The sequence below is a fragment of the Pandoraea morbifera genome (assembly GCF_902459575.1).
Taxonomy (GTDB): Bacteria; Pseudomonadota; Gammaproteobacteria; order Burkholderiales; family Burkholderiaceae; genus Pandoraea; species Pandoraea morbifera.
Window position 1 is genome coordinate 330,554 of record NZ_CABPSD010000003.1, and the last position, 17,824, is coordinate 348,377.

Genomic DNA, 17,824 nt, shown 5'->3' on the forward strand with positions numbered 1-17,824 from the left:
CGCAAGCCCCTCAGGCGACGGTGCCGCGCTCCTGCACGAGCACCCACGGTGCCACGACGACGGCCCAGAGTTCGGGCGTGCGCGCCGCGAAATCCGACGCCTGTTCGGCCTGCATTCGCTGCACCAGGCCCGACGAAAGCCACTGCGAAACGGTTGTGGTGTCGTCGTCGGCAACCGCTTGCGCGACCGACACGAGATCGACGCCTGGTGCGACATAGAGGAGCGCGCCGCGCGCGAAGAACGATTCCAGGTCCTTCCAGTCGATCTTGGCGGTCTCGCCGAGCAGACGCAGATAGGTGTCGCTCGCCCCGGCGGCAGCGGCCTGGGCGGAGGAGTCGGACGGGAGAGGCTTTGGGGAATCCATGACGACAGGTACCGGGAGCACCGCAAATAACGAAAACCGCATTGTAATGCGCCCCGGCATGCGCGACGGTGGTAGCATCGGAACCCCCTGCGAAGCGTCGGTGTCGCAATGACATGACACGGCCGCCAAGGGGTGGTCAACGTTTTACCGAGGAACCGCATGTCCAATCAAAAAACCAATCCCAAGCTGGAACAAGCCCTGACGCGCGGCGATCTCGCCATGCGCCAGATCAACTCCGCCCGTGCCACGGCGCTGCTGCGCGCACTTGGCGAGATGATCGTGGCGGCGTCGGCAACGATCGGCGTCGAGGCGGTGGTGGACGTGCCCAACGGCGACAAGGTCTACGACCCGGAAGACGGTGTCTGGCCGCAGACGCTCGTGCTGTCGTTCGACGGTCCGATCGAGGACGCCGACGAAGAAGAGTTGCGTACCGTGCAACTGATCGCCGACAGGCATCCGGAGACCTTCCAGGTCGTGTGGCATCGCGCCGACGGCAAGATGGGACGCCACGAGGCACGTCCGCTGGCCATGGTCGCCTTCCTGACCGACGTCGAAGTCCCGTGGCTCGACGACGACGCCTGATCAAATCGACGCCAGCGCGAACGTGCTGCCCGGCGCGAGCTTGTCGACGATGCCACCCTGCCGGAAGCAGAGCGCGTCGAAATCCCCCATCACGGTCGCCTGATCGCCCTGCACGTGCAACGCGGTGCCTTCCGGAATGGCGACGACGCACTCATCGGGATTGATCGCCAGATACTCCGCCAGCCGCTCCTCGCGCGACTCGCCGTTGTGGCCGACAGGCTTGCCGCTGATGAAATGCGGGTTGACCTGGAACGGAATCAGGTTGAGCGCCTTAAGCGTCGGCGGCTCGACGATGGGCATGTCGTTCGTCGTACGAATCGTGGGACACACCACGTTCGCCCCGGCGCTCCACCCCACATACGGCATGCCCGCGTTCACGCGCTCGCGCAGCAGACCCACGAGCCCCGCGTTGTAAAGACGATCGAGCAGCGCGAACGTGTTGCCGCCCCCCACCACCACCGCCTCGGCCTGCGCCACGGCGGCGCGCGGGTCCGGGTATCGGTGAATCGACTCGAGCGCATAGCCGAGCCGCTCGAAGGGCGGTCTCACGCGTGCCTCGTAGTCATCGAAGCTGGAAGTGATGCCGCCCGCGTAGGGCACGAACAACACGCGCCGCGCGCGACCGCGCAGTACCGCGTGCACCTGATCGTCCACCTGCTCCAGATACCCCAGGTTGCCCTTGCGGGAACTGCTCATCATCAGAATCTGTTTCACGTCACATGCCTCCGGGGCAAAGAATGGCTTCGGGATCGCGCCGGATCGACCGGCCAGAGGATCGAGTGTACCCGCCGCGCAAACGAACAAACGCCGATGTATCCAGCCAGCGTCGCGCGCCCCCTTGCGTCGCAGCCATTTCTCATGAAGTGAAACGCCATATCGAATACTGCAACCGCTGCTGAAAAAATGCGCACGGGCCGCCAAGCCTTGTCGCACCGATCTCATACGCAAACCCTTATGCCACCTATAACCGACGGTGGTGTCGCCACCTGAAATCCCGGGTTTCCGAGCGCGCAGAGAAGGATTACACTCAGAGTCTTATATAAGACTGCCCCTTATCGTCCGCCCTGCCGACGACTCTCCGGTGAAATGAGTGCCGGAACGTCGAAGCCGGGGGACGAAGTCGCGTCAACCAGGTTTTCAAACTCGAGTACAGCATCATGACTTCCACTTCCCAGCGTGGCGGCCTGAAGGTCGCAGACAATCTGATCGCGTTCATCGAAAAGGAAGCCCTGCCGGGCACCGGTATCGATGCCGACGCATTCTGGAAGGGCTTCGACGCCATCGTCCACGAGCTCGCGCCGAAGAATCGCGCCCTGCTCGCCGAGCGCGACCGGCTGCAAGGCGAACTGGACAACTGGCACCGCGCCAATCCGGGCCCGATCGCCGACGCGGCCGCGTATCGCGCGTTCCTCGAGAAGATCGGGTACCTGCTGCCCGCGCCCGCGAGCGTGAAGGCCACCACGGCGAACGTCGATGACGAAATTTCGCAGCAGGCTGGTCCGCAGCTTGTCGTGCCGCTGTCCAACGCCCGCTACGCGCTCAACGCTGCGAACGCACGCTGGGGCAGCCTGTACGACGCCCTGTACGGCACCGACGCCATTCCCGAGACCGATGGCGCCGAGAAGGGGGCCGGCTACAACCCGAAGCGCGGCGAACGCGTGATCGCCTTCGCGCGCGGCTTCCTCGATCAGGCCGCGCCGCTGGCTGAAGGCTCGCACAAGGATGCGACCGGCTATCGGGTGGAGAACGGCAAGCTCGTCGTCACCACGAAGCAGGGCACGACCGGCCTGGCCACGCCCTCGCTGTTCGTGGGCCACCAGGGCGACGCCGCCGCACCGGCCGCCGTGCTGCTCAAGCACAACGGCCTGCACTTCGAGATTCAGTTCGATGCCAATCATCCGATCGGCAAGACCGACGCCGCCCACATCAAGGACGTGCTCGTCGAGGCCGCCGTCACGACCATCATCGACTGCGAAGACTCGGTCGCGGCGGTGGACGCCGACGACAAAGTCGACCTGTATCGCAACTGGCTCGGCCTGATGCAGGGCACGCTGACCGAGGAAGTCGCCAAGGGCGGCAAGACCTTCACGCGCCGCCTGAACGCCGACCGCGAATACACCGGCGCCGATGGCAAGCCGGTCAAGCTGCATGGGCGCTCGCTGCTGTTCATTCGCAACGTCGGCCACCTGATGACGAACCCGGCGATCACCGATCGCGACGGCCACGAAATTCCGGAGGGTATTCTCGACGGCGTGGTCACCGTGCTCGCCGCGCTGCACGATCGCAAGCACCAGCTGAACTCGCGCACCGGCTCGATCTACATCGTCAAGCCGAAGATGCACGGCCCGGCCGAAGTGGCTTTCGCCGACGAACTGTTCGGTCGCATCGAAGATCTGTACGCCCTGCCGCGCAACACGCTCAAGATGGGCATCATGGACGAGGAGCGCCGCACCAGCGTGAACCTCTCGGCCTGCATCGCAGCCGCGGCGGCACGCGTGGCGTTCATCAACACGGGCTTCCTCGATCGCACGGGCGACGAAATGCACACGGCGATGGAAGCCGGTCCGATGATGCGCAAGGGCGACATGAAGTCGTCGGCATGGATCACCGCGTATGAAAAGAGCAACGTGCTCGTGGGCCTGGCGGCCGGGCTGCGCGGACGCGCCCAGATCGGCAAGGGCATGTGGGCGATGCCGGACCTGATGCACGCGATGCTCGAACAGAAGGTCGCGCATCCGAAAGCCGGGGCGAACACGGCATGGGTGCCGTCGCCGACCGCCGCCACGCTGCACGCGCTGCACTACCACATGGTCGACGTGCAAGCGGTGCAGCAGGCGCTCGAGGAGATCGACTACGCGAAGGAGCGCGACGCGCTGCTCACCGGTCTGCTGACCGTGCCGGTCGTGGCGAAGGCCGAGTGGAGTGCCGATGAAATCCGCAAGGAGATCGAAAACAACGCACAGGGCATTCTGGGTTATGTGGTGCGCTGGATCGATCAGGGTGTCGGTTGCTCGAAGGTGCCGGACATCAACGACATCGGCCTGATGGAAGACCGTGCTACGTTGCGCATTTCGAGCCAGCATCTGGCCAACTGGCTGCGCCACGGCGTCATTACGCGCGAGCAGGTCGAAGAGACCATGAAGCGCATGGCGGTCGTGGTCGACAAACAGAATGCCGGCGACAAGCACTACGTGCCGATGGCACCGAACTTCGACGATTCGCTCGCGTTCAAGGCGGCCAGCGCGCTCGTGTTCGAAGGGCTCACGCAGCCCAACGGCTACACCGAACCGCTGCTGCACAAGTACCGTCTGGCGTTGAAGGCAAAGCAACGCGGCTGATGACGCGTGACGGATACCGCGATGTGTCGCGGCATCCGGTCACGGCACAAGACGCCCGGTAGGGAATCCCCGCCGGGCGTTTCTCATTGCGGCGAAGCTGCGACCTGCGCACGCCGGGGAACGAAAACGTTGTTCAACGCACGTCGACACCCGCCACCATCAGTGAGCCGATGATGTCCTGGTAGTCGGCGACCGCGGCTTGCCCCTGCGGCCAGTGTTCCCGGAACAGCGTGACGTCATATCCCGCCTCGTGCGCCGCCTTCGCGCGCGTTTCCGTGGGTGAGTCGGCGCCGAAGCACAGCATCGTGCCACCCGCCCCCTTGGGGCCGTTGGCGATCCGCATTGCCGCCACGAACAGATCCTCCCCGGAGGTCGGCATCACGGTGCCCTGGTCGGACGTACCGGGCACGTGTTTGACCTCGACAAACCGATCACAGTGGGTCGTGTCGAGCGCGCCCTCGAGGTAGATGCCGGCCGTCGTCATGCCGAGTTCCTGCGCCAGGGCGTAGACGACCCCGATATTCGCATCGCTACCGCCCCCGATGACGACGATCCGACGTCCATTCTGCGCATCGCGCGTCGCCAGCAACTGCTGGGTAAGCGCAAGCTTCAGTCCCTCGGGTTGCGCGTATTCCGAATTCGCAAACCCTTGAACGACCACGAGATACTTGCCGTCGATGATGTCGGTCAGCGTTCGCTCGAAAAAGTCATCCGTGTCCGGCAAATCCTGGGCCGGCGGCGTCACCGGGGAAAGCGGCGGGTGGTTGCCGCAGTAGTCAACAGTGGATGGCATGACATGGCTCCTATCGCGCCTGGCGCGCAAGATCCTCGGGAACGCCGCGTCCGGACGACGCGCCTGCGCGTCGGACCGACGTCACGATGCACCACGACGACGCACGCCTTGGCGCGATGGCGTCGAAGCACGCGCAAAGTGTCCTCCCCGGTGCGCCGACACGACTTCCGGGTTTCGCTTCACGGACAGCGCGAATCGGCCCAACACCGCGCACGCGAGCGCGCCGGTGCGCGCGGACACGGGCTTGCAAACGCGAATTCGGGACTTATCATCACGCGGCCGTCGCGGTAACCTGTCGAGCGTCGTCGTCATTTCAGGAGCCGGCTGCGCATGGATTCCGCAGATTCCGCCGATCCCGCCATTGCCTTGCAGCGCGCCGAGCGCCGGGCCCTGTCCTTTCTGCTGGTCGCGCTGGCGATCTTCATCGCCACGCTATTCATGCCCGTGCACTTCGTGACGGGCTGGATTCGCGCGGCGGCCGAAGCCGCGATGGTCGGCGGGCTGGCCGATTGGTTCGCGGTCGAAGCGCTGTTCCGGCGCATCCCGATTCCGGGGCTTTCGCGACACACGAACATTCTCATTCGCAAGAAGGACGCGCTGGGCGACGGCCTGGCCCGATTCGTGCGCGAGAAGTTTCTCGACACCCCGTCGGTCGTGCGGCTCATTCGACAGCAGAATCCGGCGGACGCCGTCACGCACTGGCTCGGCTCGTACGAAAACACCCGGCAATTGAGCGCCGTCCTGGTGAAGGTGACGGGCGGCGTGCTCGACGTGATGGACGAGCGCAACGTGCAGGCGTTCATCCGTCGCGCACTCGACACGATGATCGACCGGCTGGACTTCTCGCAATCGGCGGCGGCGATTCTGGACACCCTCACACGCGACGGGCGCCATCAGGCGTTGCTCGACGAGACGCTCGACTATCTCATCGCACTCCTGAACGAACCGCGCACGCGTGAATTCATTTCGGCGCGCATCGTCGACTGGCTCAAGAGCGACCACCCGAAAAAGGAGAAAGTGCTGCCCTCGGAGTGGATCGGCGACAAGGGATCGGACATGATCTCGGCAGCCCTCACGCGCTTGCTTGCGCAGATGGAGGCCGACGAGACGCACCAGTTGCGGCAGGCATTCGACCGTGCGGTCGCCGGGCTCATCGAACGGCTCAAGCATGACGCGACCTTGCAGGACAAGCTCGACGCGTTCAAGGCCCAGCTCAAGGGCGATACCGCGCTCAATGCCTACGTAGGCGGGCTGTGGAACGAATGGCGAAGCTGGGTGAAGCACGACCTCGCACGCGACGATTCGGTCATCGGCGCGAAGATCACCGGCGCCGCGGCGTGGATCGGCCAGGAGCTTGCCCGCAGCGAATCGCTGCGCCGCGCGCTCGACGCCCAACTGCTCGACACCGCCGAGCGCATGGCACCGGGCTTCGCCGACTTCGTGACGGAGCACATCCGCGCCACGGTGCACGGCTGGAACGCGGAACATCTTTCGCGGCAGATTCGGCTCAGCGTCGGACAGGACCTGCAATACATCCGAATCAACGGCACGCTCGTCGGCGGGTTGATTGGCGCCGTGCTGTACCTGATCGCACAGGCGCCGGTGTTGTTCATGTGAGCGTCACGCGCTGCGCGAGACCACCGCGCAGCGTGAAAATGCGCGACGATTTCAAACGTCTGCGCCACGATCCAAATGGAAGTCCAGTCCCGGAATATTGATCCATTTCTGCGACCAGAATGTCTCCCAGAGCGTCGTTGTTTGCTCCGGCAGCGGGTCGCGCTCGTCCGCATCGCCGACGCATCGCCATACGCCGCCGGTGTTCGGGTGTTCATAGCCAGTGAGAGACGCAAAACATGAGCGTTGCACGAAGGCCCGGTTCATCGCGTTGACCGCATTCTCGTTCAGGCCGCCCAGCGACATGTTGAAGTACGGCCAGCCGCCACTCACGCGTAGTAGCAGCGCTTCGTCGCAGCGTGAACCGTACGCCAGCATGATGCCGCCACGCGTGTTGTCCTCGCTGTCGTTCAGATATGAAAACAGTTTCAACAGGACCGGAACGGTGGAGTTCGGCATCATGATGTGTCCGTTGCCTGGTGATCCGCTGGCGATCAGCAACGCATCGTCACACGCGTCGATGTCGTGTCCGGCGAAGCCGACTCCCAACGTCTTCACGTTCAGCTCGCGAGCCACCGAGATGGCGCCGCCGCCATCTCGGGTCGCGTTCGCAACGACAGTCATCCGATCCACGGGCGATGACCGTCCGTAGTCAGCCTCCATGAGCGTCCGGAGATCGGCTTTGACGGCGTTGTGAAAGTCGCCCTGATAGTACGGTATTGGGTGCGCGCCGACGATCACTACCGGAATGCGACCGCGCAAGGTCTGTCGGATAGCGTCCTTGACTTCCTGATCGGTTTCCGCGGTCCTCGTGTTGGCGCAAGCACCGGGAGCGTTCGTGGCGACCCTCGTCGGCAAGGGCGGTTGGGCGGTGGGAGATCCAATGTTCATGGAATGAATCCTCGTATGGCTTGAAAGAGGTGACTTCCTTCACGGGGACACGCCCGATCGAAGGAATGTCACGGGATTCGCCGTACAGTTCGAAGCCGATATGCACGGCCCTGTCGTCCCCACCGCCCATCAGTGGATGCTTGCGTCGACATAACGGTCTGCCGACGCATGGATCAGCCCGACCGCAAGCACCTGCCGCACTTGCGGGCAATCGCGTGGCCAGGCCGATATTTCGCTGCAATCGCAAAGTCCAACGCACGCCCCCCTCCCCCCGAACAAAGGACGCCATCGCACGGAATGCATCGTGTCGATAAACCCCGCCGCCCGCTTTCACGTTTTGCTCCTGAGGTGGCGTCTTCAGCCGCTGCGACCTGTGGGGGATGCACTTCGCCAGTGGTTTCGCCCATGAAAAAACCGCCAGCCCCCGAGGGGCTGGCGGCTTCGCGTCGCTTGAGATCGACGCGTGCGCAGCTTACGAACGGTTGTCCTGCAGCAGGGTGCGATCGCTCAGTTGAGCGCGCACGTCGGCACGCGTGAGCGGATCGGCGATCGCGGCGGCCTGCGTCGGGTTGGCCGTGACCAGCGGTGCGCCGGTTTCGACTTGATTCAGCACACCGGCAGCGGCGGCCTGAGCAAGCTCGCTGCGCACTTCGGCGCGGCTCAGTTGGCTTTGACCGGTCACGGCGATGTCGGGCACGTTGTTGTCATAACGTGCATCGGCGAAAGCAGAGGCCGACACAAACGAAGCGGCGGCAACCACGGCGGCAAGGATACGAGTGTTCATGGTGAGACTCCTGTCAATGTTGGATAACGGCTTGGTCAGCTAGCGTTCGGGGCATCGAACCACCTGGTTTGTTGCGTTGCGGTGTCCGTCGCGTTGGCATGGATGAATCTTAGGGAAAACCCGTGGTTTTTTCGCAACTAAGCGTCCACAAAACGCAACCGATCGTCCGATTCGAAAAAACTATTGAAAATCAATTTGTTAGCGCCGTTAAACCTTATAAATGGCAGGTAAATGACGCCCTCGGGGCGCGAAATCGACCGGATATGCCGCCACGCGCAACAAGGTCTTTGACGCGACGGGGTTTATTGCAAAGTGCGTCGGCAGTAGAGTGACAACATGATGAAGTCAACCGGCATCGTGGCTCGCAAGGTGCGCCGCACCGCGGACGACCCGGTTCGAACAGGAGCAATACCATGGCTGCCCTCGGGTCTTTCCTTTTGCTGGCGAGCGCCTCGCTGCTGACCGCCTCGTATCTGCGCAGCCGCACCGCGCGTGTGCGCCGCCAGCCGGTACGTATCACCCGCCGGTAAGTTGCGCACGGCGCACGCCTTGCCGCACTGCAAAAAGGATGTCGCCGACGCGTCGGGTCGGCGCGAGCACATATCGTCCCTGACTTGCCGCCCAATAGGGAAAATCGGCATTCTTGAAGGGTGATTATTTCGTTTTCAGCAATGCGCCCTTCCTCGGGATCGCATTTTTCTCCCTCACGCGCGAGCGTAGATTTGGCGACCATGACGACGCCCATGGTGGACGTCTCGCCAGACAGGAGAAATGAAAATGAAGCCGATTCTGATTGCCTCGACCCTTGCCCTCGCGCTCGTTGCCGGTGCCGCCAGCGCCGCAGAGAGCGCACAGCAGCCGGCCGCTCAGCCGCAGCAAGTCCAGCAGCAAGCTCAGGCGAAGACTCAGGCGAAGACTCAGGCACAGGCCCAGCCGGGTCCGGTCGCGGCACAGTCGTCGACGACCGTCGCCCCGGTGTACGAAGTGCCGGGTCGCGTGAACCGCGCCGGTTCGATCTACTTCGGCCAGTAAGTTTCTAAAAAAAAGCGGCAAGCCGGGGAGCCATCCACCGGCCTGCCGCGCGCCCGACTTACCGGGACGAGCCTTCCCTCGCGCGCCGCCTTTCCCGCCTCACCCCTGCGCCGCGTCTGCCTCAGTAGGTCCGTTTCATCGCCGCCGCACAGGCCGCGGACAAGCATCCCACCACGAGCACGTACACCGCAATCCACCAGGGCTTGTGCCCCCCGTATTCGAGCAGCGTTGCGGCCACGAGCGGCGTGATCGAACTCGAGACGATTCCCGACACCTGATAGACCACCGAGATGCCGGTGTATCGCACGCGTGTGTCGAACAGCTCGCAGAACATTGACGCCTCGGGCCCGTACACGAACGCATACACCACGCCCAGCGGCACGATCACGGCCAGCGACACCCACCAGACGTTCGACGAGTAATGCATGAGCGCCAGCGCCGGGATCGAACACACGCCGCATGCCATCGCGCCCCAGCCGAACACGCGGCGACGCCCGACACGATCCGAGAGTTTCGACGCATAAGGAATCGTGACGATCAGCACGAGCGCCGCCACCGTCACCGCGAGCAACACCGGTGTCTTCGGAAAGTGCAGCGTGCCCACGAGATAGGAGATCGCGAACACCGCATAGACGTTGAACACCACCCCGTCGATATAGCGCGCGCCCCAGCCGAGCAACACATTGCGCCGGTAATCGCGAGCGATCTCCGAGAGCGGCACGTGAGCCACGTGCTGGCTGTCCTTGATGCGGGCAAACTCGGGCGTCTCCAGCACCCTCAGCCGGATGAACATGCCCACGGCCACGAGTACCAGGCTAAGCATGAAGGCCAGACGCCAGCCCCACGCCATGAACTGCGCGTCGGTCAGCGTGGACGAAAGCAGCGCGACCACACCCGTCGACAGACACAATCCCACTGCCAGACCGATCTGCGGATAGGCGGCGAACTGCCCGCGTTTGTCTCTCGGCGCGTATTCGAATGCCATGAGCACCGCGCCGCCCCATTCGCCGCCCAGCCCAATGCCCTGCAACAGGCGCAGGAACAGCAGGATCAGCGGCGCCGCAATGCCGATGCTGTCATAGGTCGGCACGAGCCCGATGAGAAACGTCGAAACGCCCATGATCGTCAACGTGACGATCAGCAAGGGTTTGCGCCCGAGCTTGTCACCGAAGTGCCCGAAAAGAATCCCGCCGAGCGGGCGCGTGGCGAAGCCCACGGCATAGACGGTGTAGGCGAGCGCGGTGGCGACGAACGCGTCGCCGCTGGGAAAGAAGAGTTTGTTGAACACGAGCCCGGTGACGGTCCCGTACAGAAAAAAGTCGTACCACTCGACGGTCGTGCCGATCAGACTGGCCAGCGCGACAGTGCGCACCGCTTTTTCGGTATTGGCGGCAGCGCGGTCGCCAACACCGGTGAGAACCTGTTCCATTGCGCCTCCTGTTGTGCGCCGCGCCGTGGCGGCGCGCTGCGACGCACCGGTCTGCGCCGGGCGTCTGTCTCCTGGATGTCTCGGTGCCGCGAAGTCACGACGCGGCGTTTGTTGTGATGATGGGTATTGCGGGAACTGCGGGTAAGACTCGAAAACACGCATGCGCATGGGCATGCGTCCAATACACCGGTCGGGCCCACCAGGGCCCACGCGAGCGCAAGTGCGCTAAAGGCGACGATTGGGCCGACGGTGCCGACGGCACCCGGGCCGCTCCGGCGTCTCAGGCTGCGGCGCCGATGAAATTGCGCCCGCGCGGGCCGTCCAGCGCGGCGGCGATCATGGCACTCGACTCCGTCTCGCTCACGCCATAGGCGGAGAATTCCGTGGCCACGCCGAGGTCATGGAGAAACGCCGTGAGCTTCCCGGGGGCATTCGCGATATCGCCGTCGAATACCCGCGCAAGCACCGCGTCGCGATCGGGCCGCCGCCCGATGGCCAGACGCATCACCGCCGGCAGCGTGAACGAACAGGCGATGCCGTGCGGTAGCCCGTGCCGCAGCGTCATGTCGTACGAAATCGAGTGCGCCAGCGCCGTCTTCGTGTTCGAGAACGCCATGCCCGCCTGCAGCGCGGCGAGCGCCGCCTGCGCGCGCAGATCGGCATCGTCGAGCGACGCCATGAGACGGGGCAGCACGTGCATCATGTCGCGCGCGGCCGTCACGGCGAACGTGTCGGAGATGGGATTGGCATTGACGTTCCAGATCGCCTCGAGTGCGTGCGACAAAGCGTCCAGGCCGCTTTGCAACGTCACGGCACGTGGCAACGAGCGCGTGAGATTCGGATCGACGATGGCGGCCTCCGGCCACGTCTGCGGCAGGTGCAGCGAGTATTTCCTGCGCTTCACATGGCGATCCCAGAGCGTCGCCCAGGGCGTGACTTCGCTGCCGGTGCCGGCCGTCGTGGGAATCGTGATCAGGCGCTTGGTGCGCGTCGGCCGCAGGGCGACGCCCGCGTCGAGCGCGTCCACCAGCGTTGCGAAACGGTCGTCGTCGCCCGCCACCATCAACAGCTTGGCGGTATCGAGCGCGCTGCCGCCGCCCAGCGCGACAATCACTTCGCATTGGCCGTAACGCCGCCAGAAGTCGCCATACATCGGCGCCAGCTCGCGCACGTCCGGGTTCGGATTCACCTGATCGATCACGCCGGCCAGACGCTGCCCCAGCAACGCCTCGATCTCCCCGGTCATGCCCAGCGCGCGCGCTTCGGGCATGGTGACGAGTACCGCGCGACGAGGGCCGACCAGCGCCGGCAGATGCGACAGCGCACCCGCACCGAAGTGAACGTCGACCGGATTATGAAAATTTGAACGAGCTGTCATGGTGAGAGCGGTGCCGCCGCGCCCGCGGGCGTTGCGATCGATTGACGAAGATTGAGCTGGATTATGGTGAGCGCCGTCCTATACTTCCAATTCACATTTTTTCGACGAAGTATTGATAAAACCTATACCTCGCGAGAGACCCTCCAGGAGCGGTATCGATGCGAATTACCCAATTGCGCTCATTCCACGCGGTCGCGCACCACGGCAGCGTGACGCGCGCGGCGCAGGCGTTGCATGTGAGCCAGCCGACCATGACCACGCAGATCCGTGCGCTGGAGGAAACCTACGGTGTCGAGCTCTTCTACCGGCACGGCCGCGGACTGACGCTCACGCCGACGGGCCGAGCGCTTTACGCGGTGAGTTTGCGAATTTTTTCGGACGAGGCCGAAGCACTCGGTCTGCTCAAGGAGCATGGCGGGCTGCGCACGGGCGAGTTGCGGCTGGGCGCCGTGGGGCCGCATCACGCGATGGAAATCGTGGCGGCATTCCAACCGCGCTATCCGGGCATTCGCATCTCGATGCGGCCGGGCAACTCGGAAGAGATGATCGACGGCTTGCTCGCGTATCGCACGGATGTGGCAGTGCTCGCGCGCTATCACGATGACGCGCGGTTGCACACCGTGCCGTATCGCACGCATCCGGTCGTGCTGCTGGTGCCGCGCACGCACCGGTTCGCGCGGCGCCGCAGCGTGAAGCTCTCGGAACTGGCCAACGAGCCGATGCTCATGCGCGAGCCGGGCTCGACCACGCGTCACGCGCTCGAAGGCGCCCTTCAGGACGCTGGCGTGACACCGAAGGTGGCGATGGAGATCGGCAGCCGCGAGGCGATTCGCGAAGCCGTGATGTTGGGACTGGGGATTGCCGCCGTGTCGGCCCGCGAACATACGCCCGACGAGCGGCTCGCCACGGTGTCGATCGGCAACGCACGCGTGGAGACGACCACCGTCGTCGTGTGCCTCGCGGAGCGCCGCGCCGCGCGGGTCATCGCGGCGTTTCTGGAGGTGGTTGCGGGTCTGGTGTGACGTGCGGCGGGGATGCGCGCCCCCCGCCAATCAGTCACTGCGGCACTTCGGTGTTACAGGATCTGACTCGACGCCAGCACGGCAACCGACGCCACCAGGCAGTAGATGCCGAACAGGTACCAGCGGCCGTGCTCGAGCCAGCGCGAGAGCCAGCGTAGCGCCACGAGGCCGGCGAGGAAGCTGAAGACCATGCCGACCAGGCTCGGCGTGAGCACGGTCATGAAGTGACCGGACAGCGTCTGCGCGCCGCCCGACTTATACAGGCGATACGCCTCTTTCGCGATCACGGGCGGCGTGAGCACGACCGCCAGCGCGAAGCTGAATTCCTCCACCCGCACCTTGTCGAGCCCGCGAAGCATGCCCGTGGAGATCGTCGAGCCCGAGCGCGAGAAGCCGCGAAACGGCAGGCACAAGCCCTGCACCGCACCAATCCACGCGGAGTCGCCCGCGCGCATCGGACGATCGCCCATCGGCGCACGCTTGCGACCCGAGATCAGGATCAGGACGCCCGCCATCGCGAGGCCCGCCGAGATGATGTACAGGTTGCCGAACAGATGCTCGATCTCGGCGTGCTCGCTACCGCGCATCAGCACCTTCTCGATGAAGAACATCAGCGCCAGACCGATCACCCCGGTAAAGCCCGTCGCAATGACGACCTGCTTCGCGTTGTGGACGAAGTCGCGCTTCGACGAGAAATACCGCTCGCGCCACGAATTCCAGAAGTAGACGATGACGGCGAGCATCGTCCCGGTGTGCAGCATGACGAGCAGCAACGTCATGGCAGGCGCCGACGGATCGAGTCCCATCGCCTTCTCGGCCATGATCACGTGTGCCGAGCTCGACACGGGAAGCAGCTCCGCGACCCCTTGCACAATCGCGAGCACGAGCACTTGCAAATAGTCCATGCGCAATCCTTTTGAAATGGGCAAGGACACTACGCCGCGTTCGTGACAATTTCATGACGGTCACATCGCGGCGGCGCCGGTCGCTTGCCCGCCACCGGCTGCCGCGCATGATACGCCGTCAGAAACGACCGCCGATCAGGATTGGCGATCCGCCGATGCGGGAGACGCCTGGCCGCTCAGCGGGCCTGTGCCGCCAGTGCCTGATCGAGGTCGGCGAGCAAATCGTCGATATGCTCGATGCCGATGGACAGCCGCACGGTCTCCTCGCTCACGCCGGCCTTGCGCAACTCCTCGGGCGAGAGCTGGCGATGGGTCGTCGACGCCGGATGCGTGGCGAGCGACTTGGCGTCGCCGATGTTGACCAGGCGCGTGAAGAGCTGCAAGGCGTCCTGGAATGCGGCGCCCGCTTCGCGTCCCCCCTTCACGCCGAACGTGAGAATGCCGGGGCCGCGACCCGAGAGGTATTTCTCGACAAGCGCATGCTCCGGATGGTCGGGCAGACCGGCATAGTTCACCCACTCCACCTTCGGGTGCGTCTTCAGGAATTGCGCGACCTTCAGGGCGTTGTCGGTGATGCGATCGAGCCGCAGTGCGAGCGTTTCGATACCTTGCAGGATTTGAAAGGCGTTGAAGGGCGAGATCGCCGCGCCCGTGTTGCGCAGCGGCACCACGCGCGCGCGTCCGATGTAAGCGGCCGGGCCGAACGCTTCGGTGTACACCACGCCGTGATAGCTCACGTCCGGCTCGTTGAGCCGCTTGAAGCGCGCCTTGTGCTCCGCCCAGGGGAACTTGCCCGAGTCGACGATGGCGCCGCCGAGGCTCGTGCCGTGACCGCCCAGATACTTGGTGAGGGAGTGGACCACGATATCCGCACCGTGCTCGAACGGGCGCAGCAGGTACGGCGAGGGCACCGTGTTGTCGATGATGAGCGGAATGCCGTGACGATGGGCAATGTCGGCAAGCTTCGCGATATCGGTGACGTTGCCCAACGGATTGCCGACCGATTCCGCGAAAATGGCCTTGGTCCTGTCGTCGATGAGCGGCTCGAAGGACGCCGGGTCGCGCGGATCGGCGAAGCGGGTGGTAATTCCCGAGAGCGGCAGCGTGTGCGCCAGCAGATTGTAAGTGCCGCCGTAGAGCGCGCTCGCGGCGACGATGTTGTCGCCCGCTTCGGCGATCGTCTGGATCGCATAGGTAACCGCAGCCTGCCCCGACGCGAGCGCCAGCGCCGCCACGCCTCCTTCGAGTGCCGCCACGCGTTGCTCCAGCACGTCTTGCGTGGGGTTCATGATGCGCGTGTAGATATTGCCCGGCACCTTCAGATCGAACAGGTCGGCACCATGCTGGGTGTCGTCGAAGGCGAAGGCCACCGTCTGGTAAATGGGCACCGCCACGGCGCGGGTGGTCGGGTCCGGTCGATAACCGCCATGCACGGCCAGCGTCTCAAGACGCCATTGCGGGGCTTGCGGGGCTGCGTTCGTCTTCTCGGTCATGTCGAATGTCTCCGGACAGGTTTGGCGCTCTCTCTTTGCGGAGCGCATTGGTTAGGTATCCGAGGCCATTCTAAACGGCTGCCCGCTTCCGGCTTATCTTCGTTTTGCGAATGCTTGGCTGTGGTGCGGGGGGGCCCGGCAGGCGCGCAATCGTTCGTAATATGGGAGACGGCGCACGCGCTATCTGGCGCACCAGCGGCTGGCTATACTCGTCTCGCATCGGGTTCGCCGTGACGGCAGCCACGATGGCGGCGTTGGCAGCGTTCGTCGCGCTCATCGCATCGCGCGGGGCGGATCCGGCATCGCGGGAAGCCCCGCGTCTTCAGGAGGCTTTCGATCATGCTGCGCAGATTCGCCGTCGCACTCCCCCAAGGATTACCCGTTGTGCTTCGGGTCGGATTCGCCGCCGTCGCCTTTTCCGCGCTCGTCCTGAGCGACGCGGCGTTCGCCCAGCAGAAAGTCAGCCTGCCCTCGTTGGACACCGACGGCGACGGCAAGCCGGTGATGATCGACGCGTACCTGTTTCCCGTTGCCAATGCAACGGGCCCGACGCCCGCCGTCGTGTTCATGCACGGGTGCAATGGCATGTTCACGCGCAAGGGGGGCATCGACCGGCGCGAACTCGATTGGGCGCAGCGCTTCAATGCGCTCGGATACACGGTGCTTGCGGTGGACAGCTTCACCTCGCGCGGGCAGGCCAGCGAGTGCCGGGGTGGCGGCACCGTGCGTGCCTCCGTCGAACGTCCGAAGGACGCCTACGGGGCATTGCGCTACCTGCAACGCCAGCCCGGCATTCAGCCCGATCGGGTTGCGCTCATGGGCTGGTCGCACGGTGGTGGCACGGTTCTGTTTTCCATCGGTCCCAGAAACCCTGCCAGCGATCCAGACGCCACACAGCGGCCCAACTTTGCCGCCGCCGTGGCGTTCTACCCCGGCTGGTGCAACGCGAGGGCGCAGGGTGTGGACTGGTCCACGCGCATCCCGCTGCTGGTGCTGAGCGGGGCCGACGATGTCTGGAGCAAAGCGGCGCCCTGTGAGGCCCTGATGCAGGACGTGATCGCAAGAGGCTCGCCCGTTACCTTCCACCTCTATCCCGGCGCGGTGCATGACTTCGATTATCCGAACCTGCCGGTACGGCGCCGCCCGGAGTTTACCAATCCGGTCACACATGTCGTGCCGATCACCGGCACGCAACCGGAGGCGCGCGCCGACGCCATCGAGCGCGTCACGGCCTTTCTTGCCAGGGCCTTCGGCAGATAGCGTCACGCCTCGGATTTCCACAGGAAATCCACCGGCTTATCCACGCATTTTTGCCACTTATGCACCCACTGTTCACCGGATATCCACTGGTTATCCACTGCATTCAAGCGAGTTTTCCCGGAGATATTCACTGGATATCCACGGACTATCCACTGCTTTTCCAGAGGACTGTCCACAGGGTTGCCCACACCCTTGGCACAGGTTGCGCACAGGGTTATCGACAGGCTTGCCCACAGGCTGCGCCCGATCGAATACCGGCGGACAAAACAAAATCGGCCGCCATAAGTGCGGCCGATTTGTCATCGGAGACGGCTACCCGGAGTCTCGTTGCGGCCTGATGGCGCAGGCTCACGGGGGAATGCGAATACCGCGGTCGGTGCGGCAATCAGTTGCCGAAGTACGTGCTGCCAGCCTGGGCGATCTGACCGACCGAACCCGGCGTCACGCCAGCTGCGGCAGCGCCGCCCGCCGTGGCGGCCAGTTTCGGATACACCGAGTCGTGCTGCTGGAGCAGGCCGGCCTGTTGCGCTTGCACCAGTTCGCCACGAACCTGTGCGCGGCTCAGCACGCTGGTTTGGGGAACCCACGAGAACTCCGACGGACCGTCGAAGGCATCGCTAGCAAAAGCCGAACCGGCGGAAACGGCCAGCATCGCGGAAATCAGGGCAGAGGTGATGAGAGTGCGCTTCATGATGGTTTCTCCTGTCTGTTTGAAACGCGGCGATGTTCAATTCATCGTCGACAGTTGCAGTCTATTGCCATCATCAATAGCAATAAAGACGATAATTGTCTATTTTTAATTTCATTTTCAGAAACAATAAACGACAAACTGGCACAAATCTTCGCAACTGGCGTGTGCGCACTTCAAATCACCGATTCGGGTTGGTGATCTCCGAACGAAAACGGGACACCCGTGGGTGTCCCGTGGTGATGCGGTAC

Annotated in this window: 16 protein-coding genes; 6 read left to right on the forward strand and 10 right to left on the reverse strand. The window is 64.2% G+C overall.

Translation table 11 applies throughout. The features are described 5' to 3' along the window. Nucleotides 1–10 precede the first annotated feature (10 nt). Nucleotides 11–364 (reverse strand): DUF2288 domain-containing protein, encoded by a 354-nt coding sequence (locus PMO31116_RS07600; protein ID WP_150566181.1) that lies wholly within the window; start codon nucleotides 362–364, stop codon nucleotides 11–13. A 159-nt stretch (nucleotides 365–523) separates the two neighbouring features. Between PMO31116_RS07600 and PMO31116_RS07605 the strand changes: the two genes are divergently transcribed. After that, entirely contained in the window at nucleotides 524–946 is a 423-nt protein-coding gene (locus PMO31116_RS07605; protein ID WP_023598213.1) for a hypothetical protein, read from the forward strand. Here PMO31116_RS07605 and pepE read toward each other — a convergent pair whose 3' ends face one another. Further along, nucleotides 947–1,660 carry a dipeptidase PepE gene (pepE, locus tag PMO31116_RS07610; RefSeq protein ID WP_246185187.1) on the reverse strand — a complete coding sequence of 238 codons (714 nt, stop codon included), beginning with the start codon at nucleotides 1,658–1,660 and terminating at the stop codon, nucleotides 947–949. A gap of 443 nt (nucleotides 1,661–2,103) precedes the next feature. Here pepE and PMO31116_RS07615 point away from each other — a divergent pair, with 443 nt between their 5' ends. Then, complete coding sequence (locus PMO31116_RS07615; protein WP_150566182.1) at nucleotides 2,104–4,284, forward strand: malate synthase G; 2,181 nt, start codon at nucleotides 2,104–2,106, stop codon at nucleotides 4,282–4,284. 133 nt (nucleotides 4,285–4,417) lie between these two features. Here the strand turns inward: PMO31116_RS07615 and PMO31116_RS07620 are convergent, their stop codons facing one another. Continuing rightward, nucleotides 4,418–5,077 (reverse strand): hypothetical protein, encoded by a 660-nt coding sequence (locus PMO31116_RS07620; protein ID WP_150566183.1) that lies wholly within the window; start codon nucleotides 5,075–5,077, stop codon nucleotides 4,418–4,420. Nucleotides 5,078–5,407: 330 nt separating this feature from the next. On the opposite strand from PMO31116_RS07620, the gene PMO31116_RS07625 reads away from it, so the two are divergent. Further along, nucleotides 5,408–6,694: a DUF445 domain-containing protein gene (locus PMO31116_RS07625; protein ID WP_150566184.1), complete on the forward strand. Its 1,287-nt coding sequence runs from the start codon at nucleotides 5,408–5,410 to the stop codon at nucleotides 6,692–6,694. A gap of 51 nt (nucleotides 6,695–6,745) precedes the next feature. Here PMO31116_RS07625 and PMO31116_RS07630 read toward each other — a convergent pair whose 3' ends face one another. Further along, on the reverse strand, nucleotides 6,746–7,453 hold the full coding sequence (locus tag PMO31116_RS07630) for a hypothetical protein (protein WP_150566185.1): 708 nt from the start codon (nucleotides 7,451–7,453) through the stop codon (nucleotides 6,746–6,748). 601 nt (nucleotides 7,454–8,054) lie between these two features. Beyond that, the gene (locus PMO31116_RS07635) at nucleotides 8,055–8,366 is read right to left on the reverse strand and encodes a DUF4148 domain-containing protein (RefSeq protein ID WP_023598219.1); all 312 of its coding nucleotides are present in this window, start codon (nucleotides 8,364–8,366) and stop codon (nucleotides 8,055–8,057) included. A 777-nt stretch (nucleotides 8,367–9,143) separates the two neighbouring features. Between PMO31116_RS07635 and PMO31116_RS07640 the strand changes: the two genes are divergently transcribed. Next, nucleotides 9,144–9,398 (forward strand): hypothetical protein, encoded by a 255-nt coding sequence (locus PMO31116_RS07640; protein ID WP_150566186.1) that lies wholly within the window; start codon nucleotides 9,144–9,146, stop codon nucleotides 9,396–9,398. Nucleotides 9,399–9,519: 121 nt separating this feature from the next. On the opposite strand, the gene PMO31116_RS07645 is transcribed toward PMO31116_RS07640, so the two are convergent. Further along, nucleotides 9,520–10,827: an MFS transporter gene (locus tag PMO31116_RS07645; RefSeq protein ID WP_150566187.1), complete on the reverse strand. Its 1,308-nt coding sequence runs from the start codon at nucleotides 10,825–10,827 to the stop codon at nucleotides 9,520–9,522. A gap of 280 nt (nucleotides 10,828–11,107) precedes the next feature. After that, nucleotides 11,108–12,205: an iron-containing alcohol dehydrogenase PsrA gene (gene psrA / locus PMO31116_RS07650; protein WP_150566188.1), complete on the reverse strand. Its 1,098-nt coding sequence runs from the start codon at nucleotides 12,203–12,205 to the stop codon at nucleotides 11,108–11,110. Between the two features lie 158 nt (nucleotides 12,206–12,363). On the opposite strand from psrA, the gene PMO31116_RS07655 reads away from it, so the two are divergent. Next, nucleotides 12,364–13,227, forward strand: a complete 864-nt coding sequence (locus tag PMO31116_RS07655; RefSeq protein ID WP_150566189.1) for a LysR substrate-binding domain-containing protein — start codon at nucleotides 12,364–12,366, stop codon at nucleotides 13,225–13,227. Between the two features lie 53 nt (nucleotides 13,228–13,280). Here the strand turns inward: PMO31116_RS07655 and PMO31116_RS07660 are convergent, their stop codons facing one another. Together PMO31116_RS07660 and PMO31116_RS07665 are read right to left on the reverse strand one after the other, a co-directional pair. Then, nucleotides 13,281–14,132: an undecaprenyl-diphosphate phosphatase gene (locus tag PMO31116_RS07660; protein WP_150566190.1), complete on the reverse strand. Its 852-nt coding sequence runs from the start codon at nucleotides 14,130–14,132 to the stop codon at nucleotides 13,281–13,283. Nucleotides 14,133–14,308: 176 nt separating this feature from the next. Beyond that, entirely contained in the window at nucleotides 14,309–15,625 is a 1,317-nt protein-coding gene (locus PMO31116_RS07665) for an O-acetylhomoserine aminocarboxypropyltransferase/cysteine synthase family protein (RefSeq protein ID WP_150566191.1), read from the reverse strand. A 339-nt stretch (nucleotides 15,626–15,964) separates the two neighbouring features. Between PMO31116_RS07665 and PMO31116_RS07670 the strand changes: the two genes are divergently transcribed. After that, nucleotides 15,965–16,885, forward strand: coding sequence for a dienelactone hydrolase family protein (locus PMO31116_RS07670; RefSeq protein WP_150566192.1), 921 nt, complete (start codon nucleotides 15,965–15,967; stop codon nucleotides 16,883–16,885). Between the two features lie 385 nt (nucleotides 16,886–17,270). Here PMO31116_RS07670 and PMO31116_RS07675 read toward each other — a convergent pair whose 3' ends face one another. Then, nucleotides 17,271–17,576, reverse strand: a complete 306-nt coding sequence (locus PMO31116_RS07675) for a DUF4148 domain-containing protein (protein WP_150566193.1) — start codon at nucleotides 17,574–17,576, stop codon at nucleotides 17,271–17,273. Nucleotides 17,577–17,824: the final 248 nt, after the last annotated feature.

Coding starts and splice junctions, on each gene's coding strand:
- PMO31116_RS07645 (WP_150566187.1), bottom strand. CDS start 10,827: ATGGAACAGGTTCTCACCGGTGTTGGCGACCGCGCTGCCGCCAATACC.
- PMO31116_RS07635 (WP_023598219.1), bottom strand. CDS start 8,366: ATGAACACTCGTATCCTTGCCGCCGTGGTTGCCGCCGCTTCGTTTGTG.
- PMO31116_RS07605 (WP_023598213.1), top strand. CDS start 524: ATGTCCAATCAAAAAACCAATCCCAAGCTGGAACAAGCCCTGACGCGC.
- PMO31116_RS07620 (WP_150566183.1), bottom strand. CDS start 5,077: ATGCCATCCACTGTTGACTACTGCGGCAACCACCCGCCGCTTTCCCCG.
- PMO31116_RS07640 (WP_150566186.1), top strand. CDS start 9,144: ATGAAGCCGATTCTGATTGCCTCGACCCTTGCCCTCGCGCTCGTTGCC.
- PMO31116_RS07665 (WP_150566191.1), bottom strand. CDS start 15,625: ATGACCGAGAAGACGAACGCAGCCCCGCAAGCCCCGCAATGGCGTCTT.
- PMO31116_RS07660 (WP_150566190.1), bottom strand. CDS start 14,132: ATGGACTATTTGCAAGTGCTCGTGCTCGCGATTGTGCAAGGGGTCGCG.
- psrA (WP_150566188.1), bottom strand. CDS start 12,205: ATGACAGCTCGTTCAAATTTTCATAATCCGGTCGACGTTCACTTCGGT.
- PMO31116_RS07670 (WP_150566192.1), top strand. CDS start 15,965: ATGCTGCGCAGATTCGCCGTCGCACTCCCCCAAGGATTACCCGTTGTG.
- PMO31116_RS07615 (WP_150566182.1), top strand. CDS start 2,104: ATGACTTCCACTTCCCAGCGTGGCGGCCTGAAGGTCGCAGACAATCTG.
- PMO31116_RS07600 (WP_150566181.1), bottom strand. CDS start 364: ATGGATTCCCCAAAGCCTCTCCCGTCCGACTCCTCCGCCCAGGCCGCT.
- PMO31116_RS07655 (WP_150566189.1), top strand. CDS start 12,364: ATGCGAATTACCCAATTGCGCTCATTCCACGCGGTCGCGCACCACGGC.
- PMO31116_RS07625 (WP_150566184.1), top strand. CDS start 5,408: ATGGATTCCGCAGATTCCGCCGATCCCGCCATTGCCTTGCAGCGCGCC.
- PMO31116_RS07675 (WP_150566193.1), bottom strand. CDS start 17,576: ATGAAGCGCACTCTCATCACCTCTGCCCTGATTTCCGCGATGCTGGCC.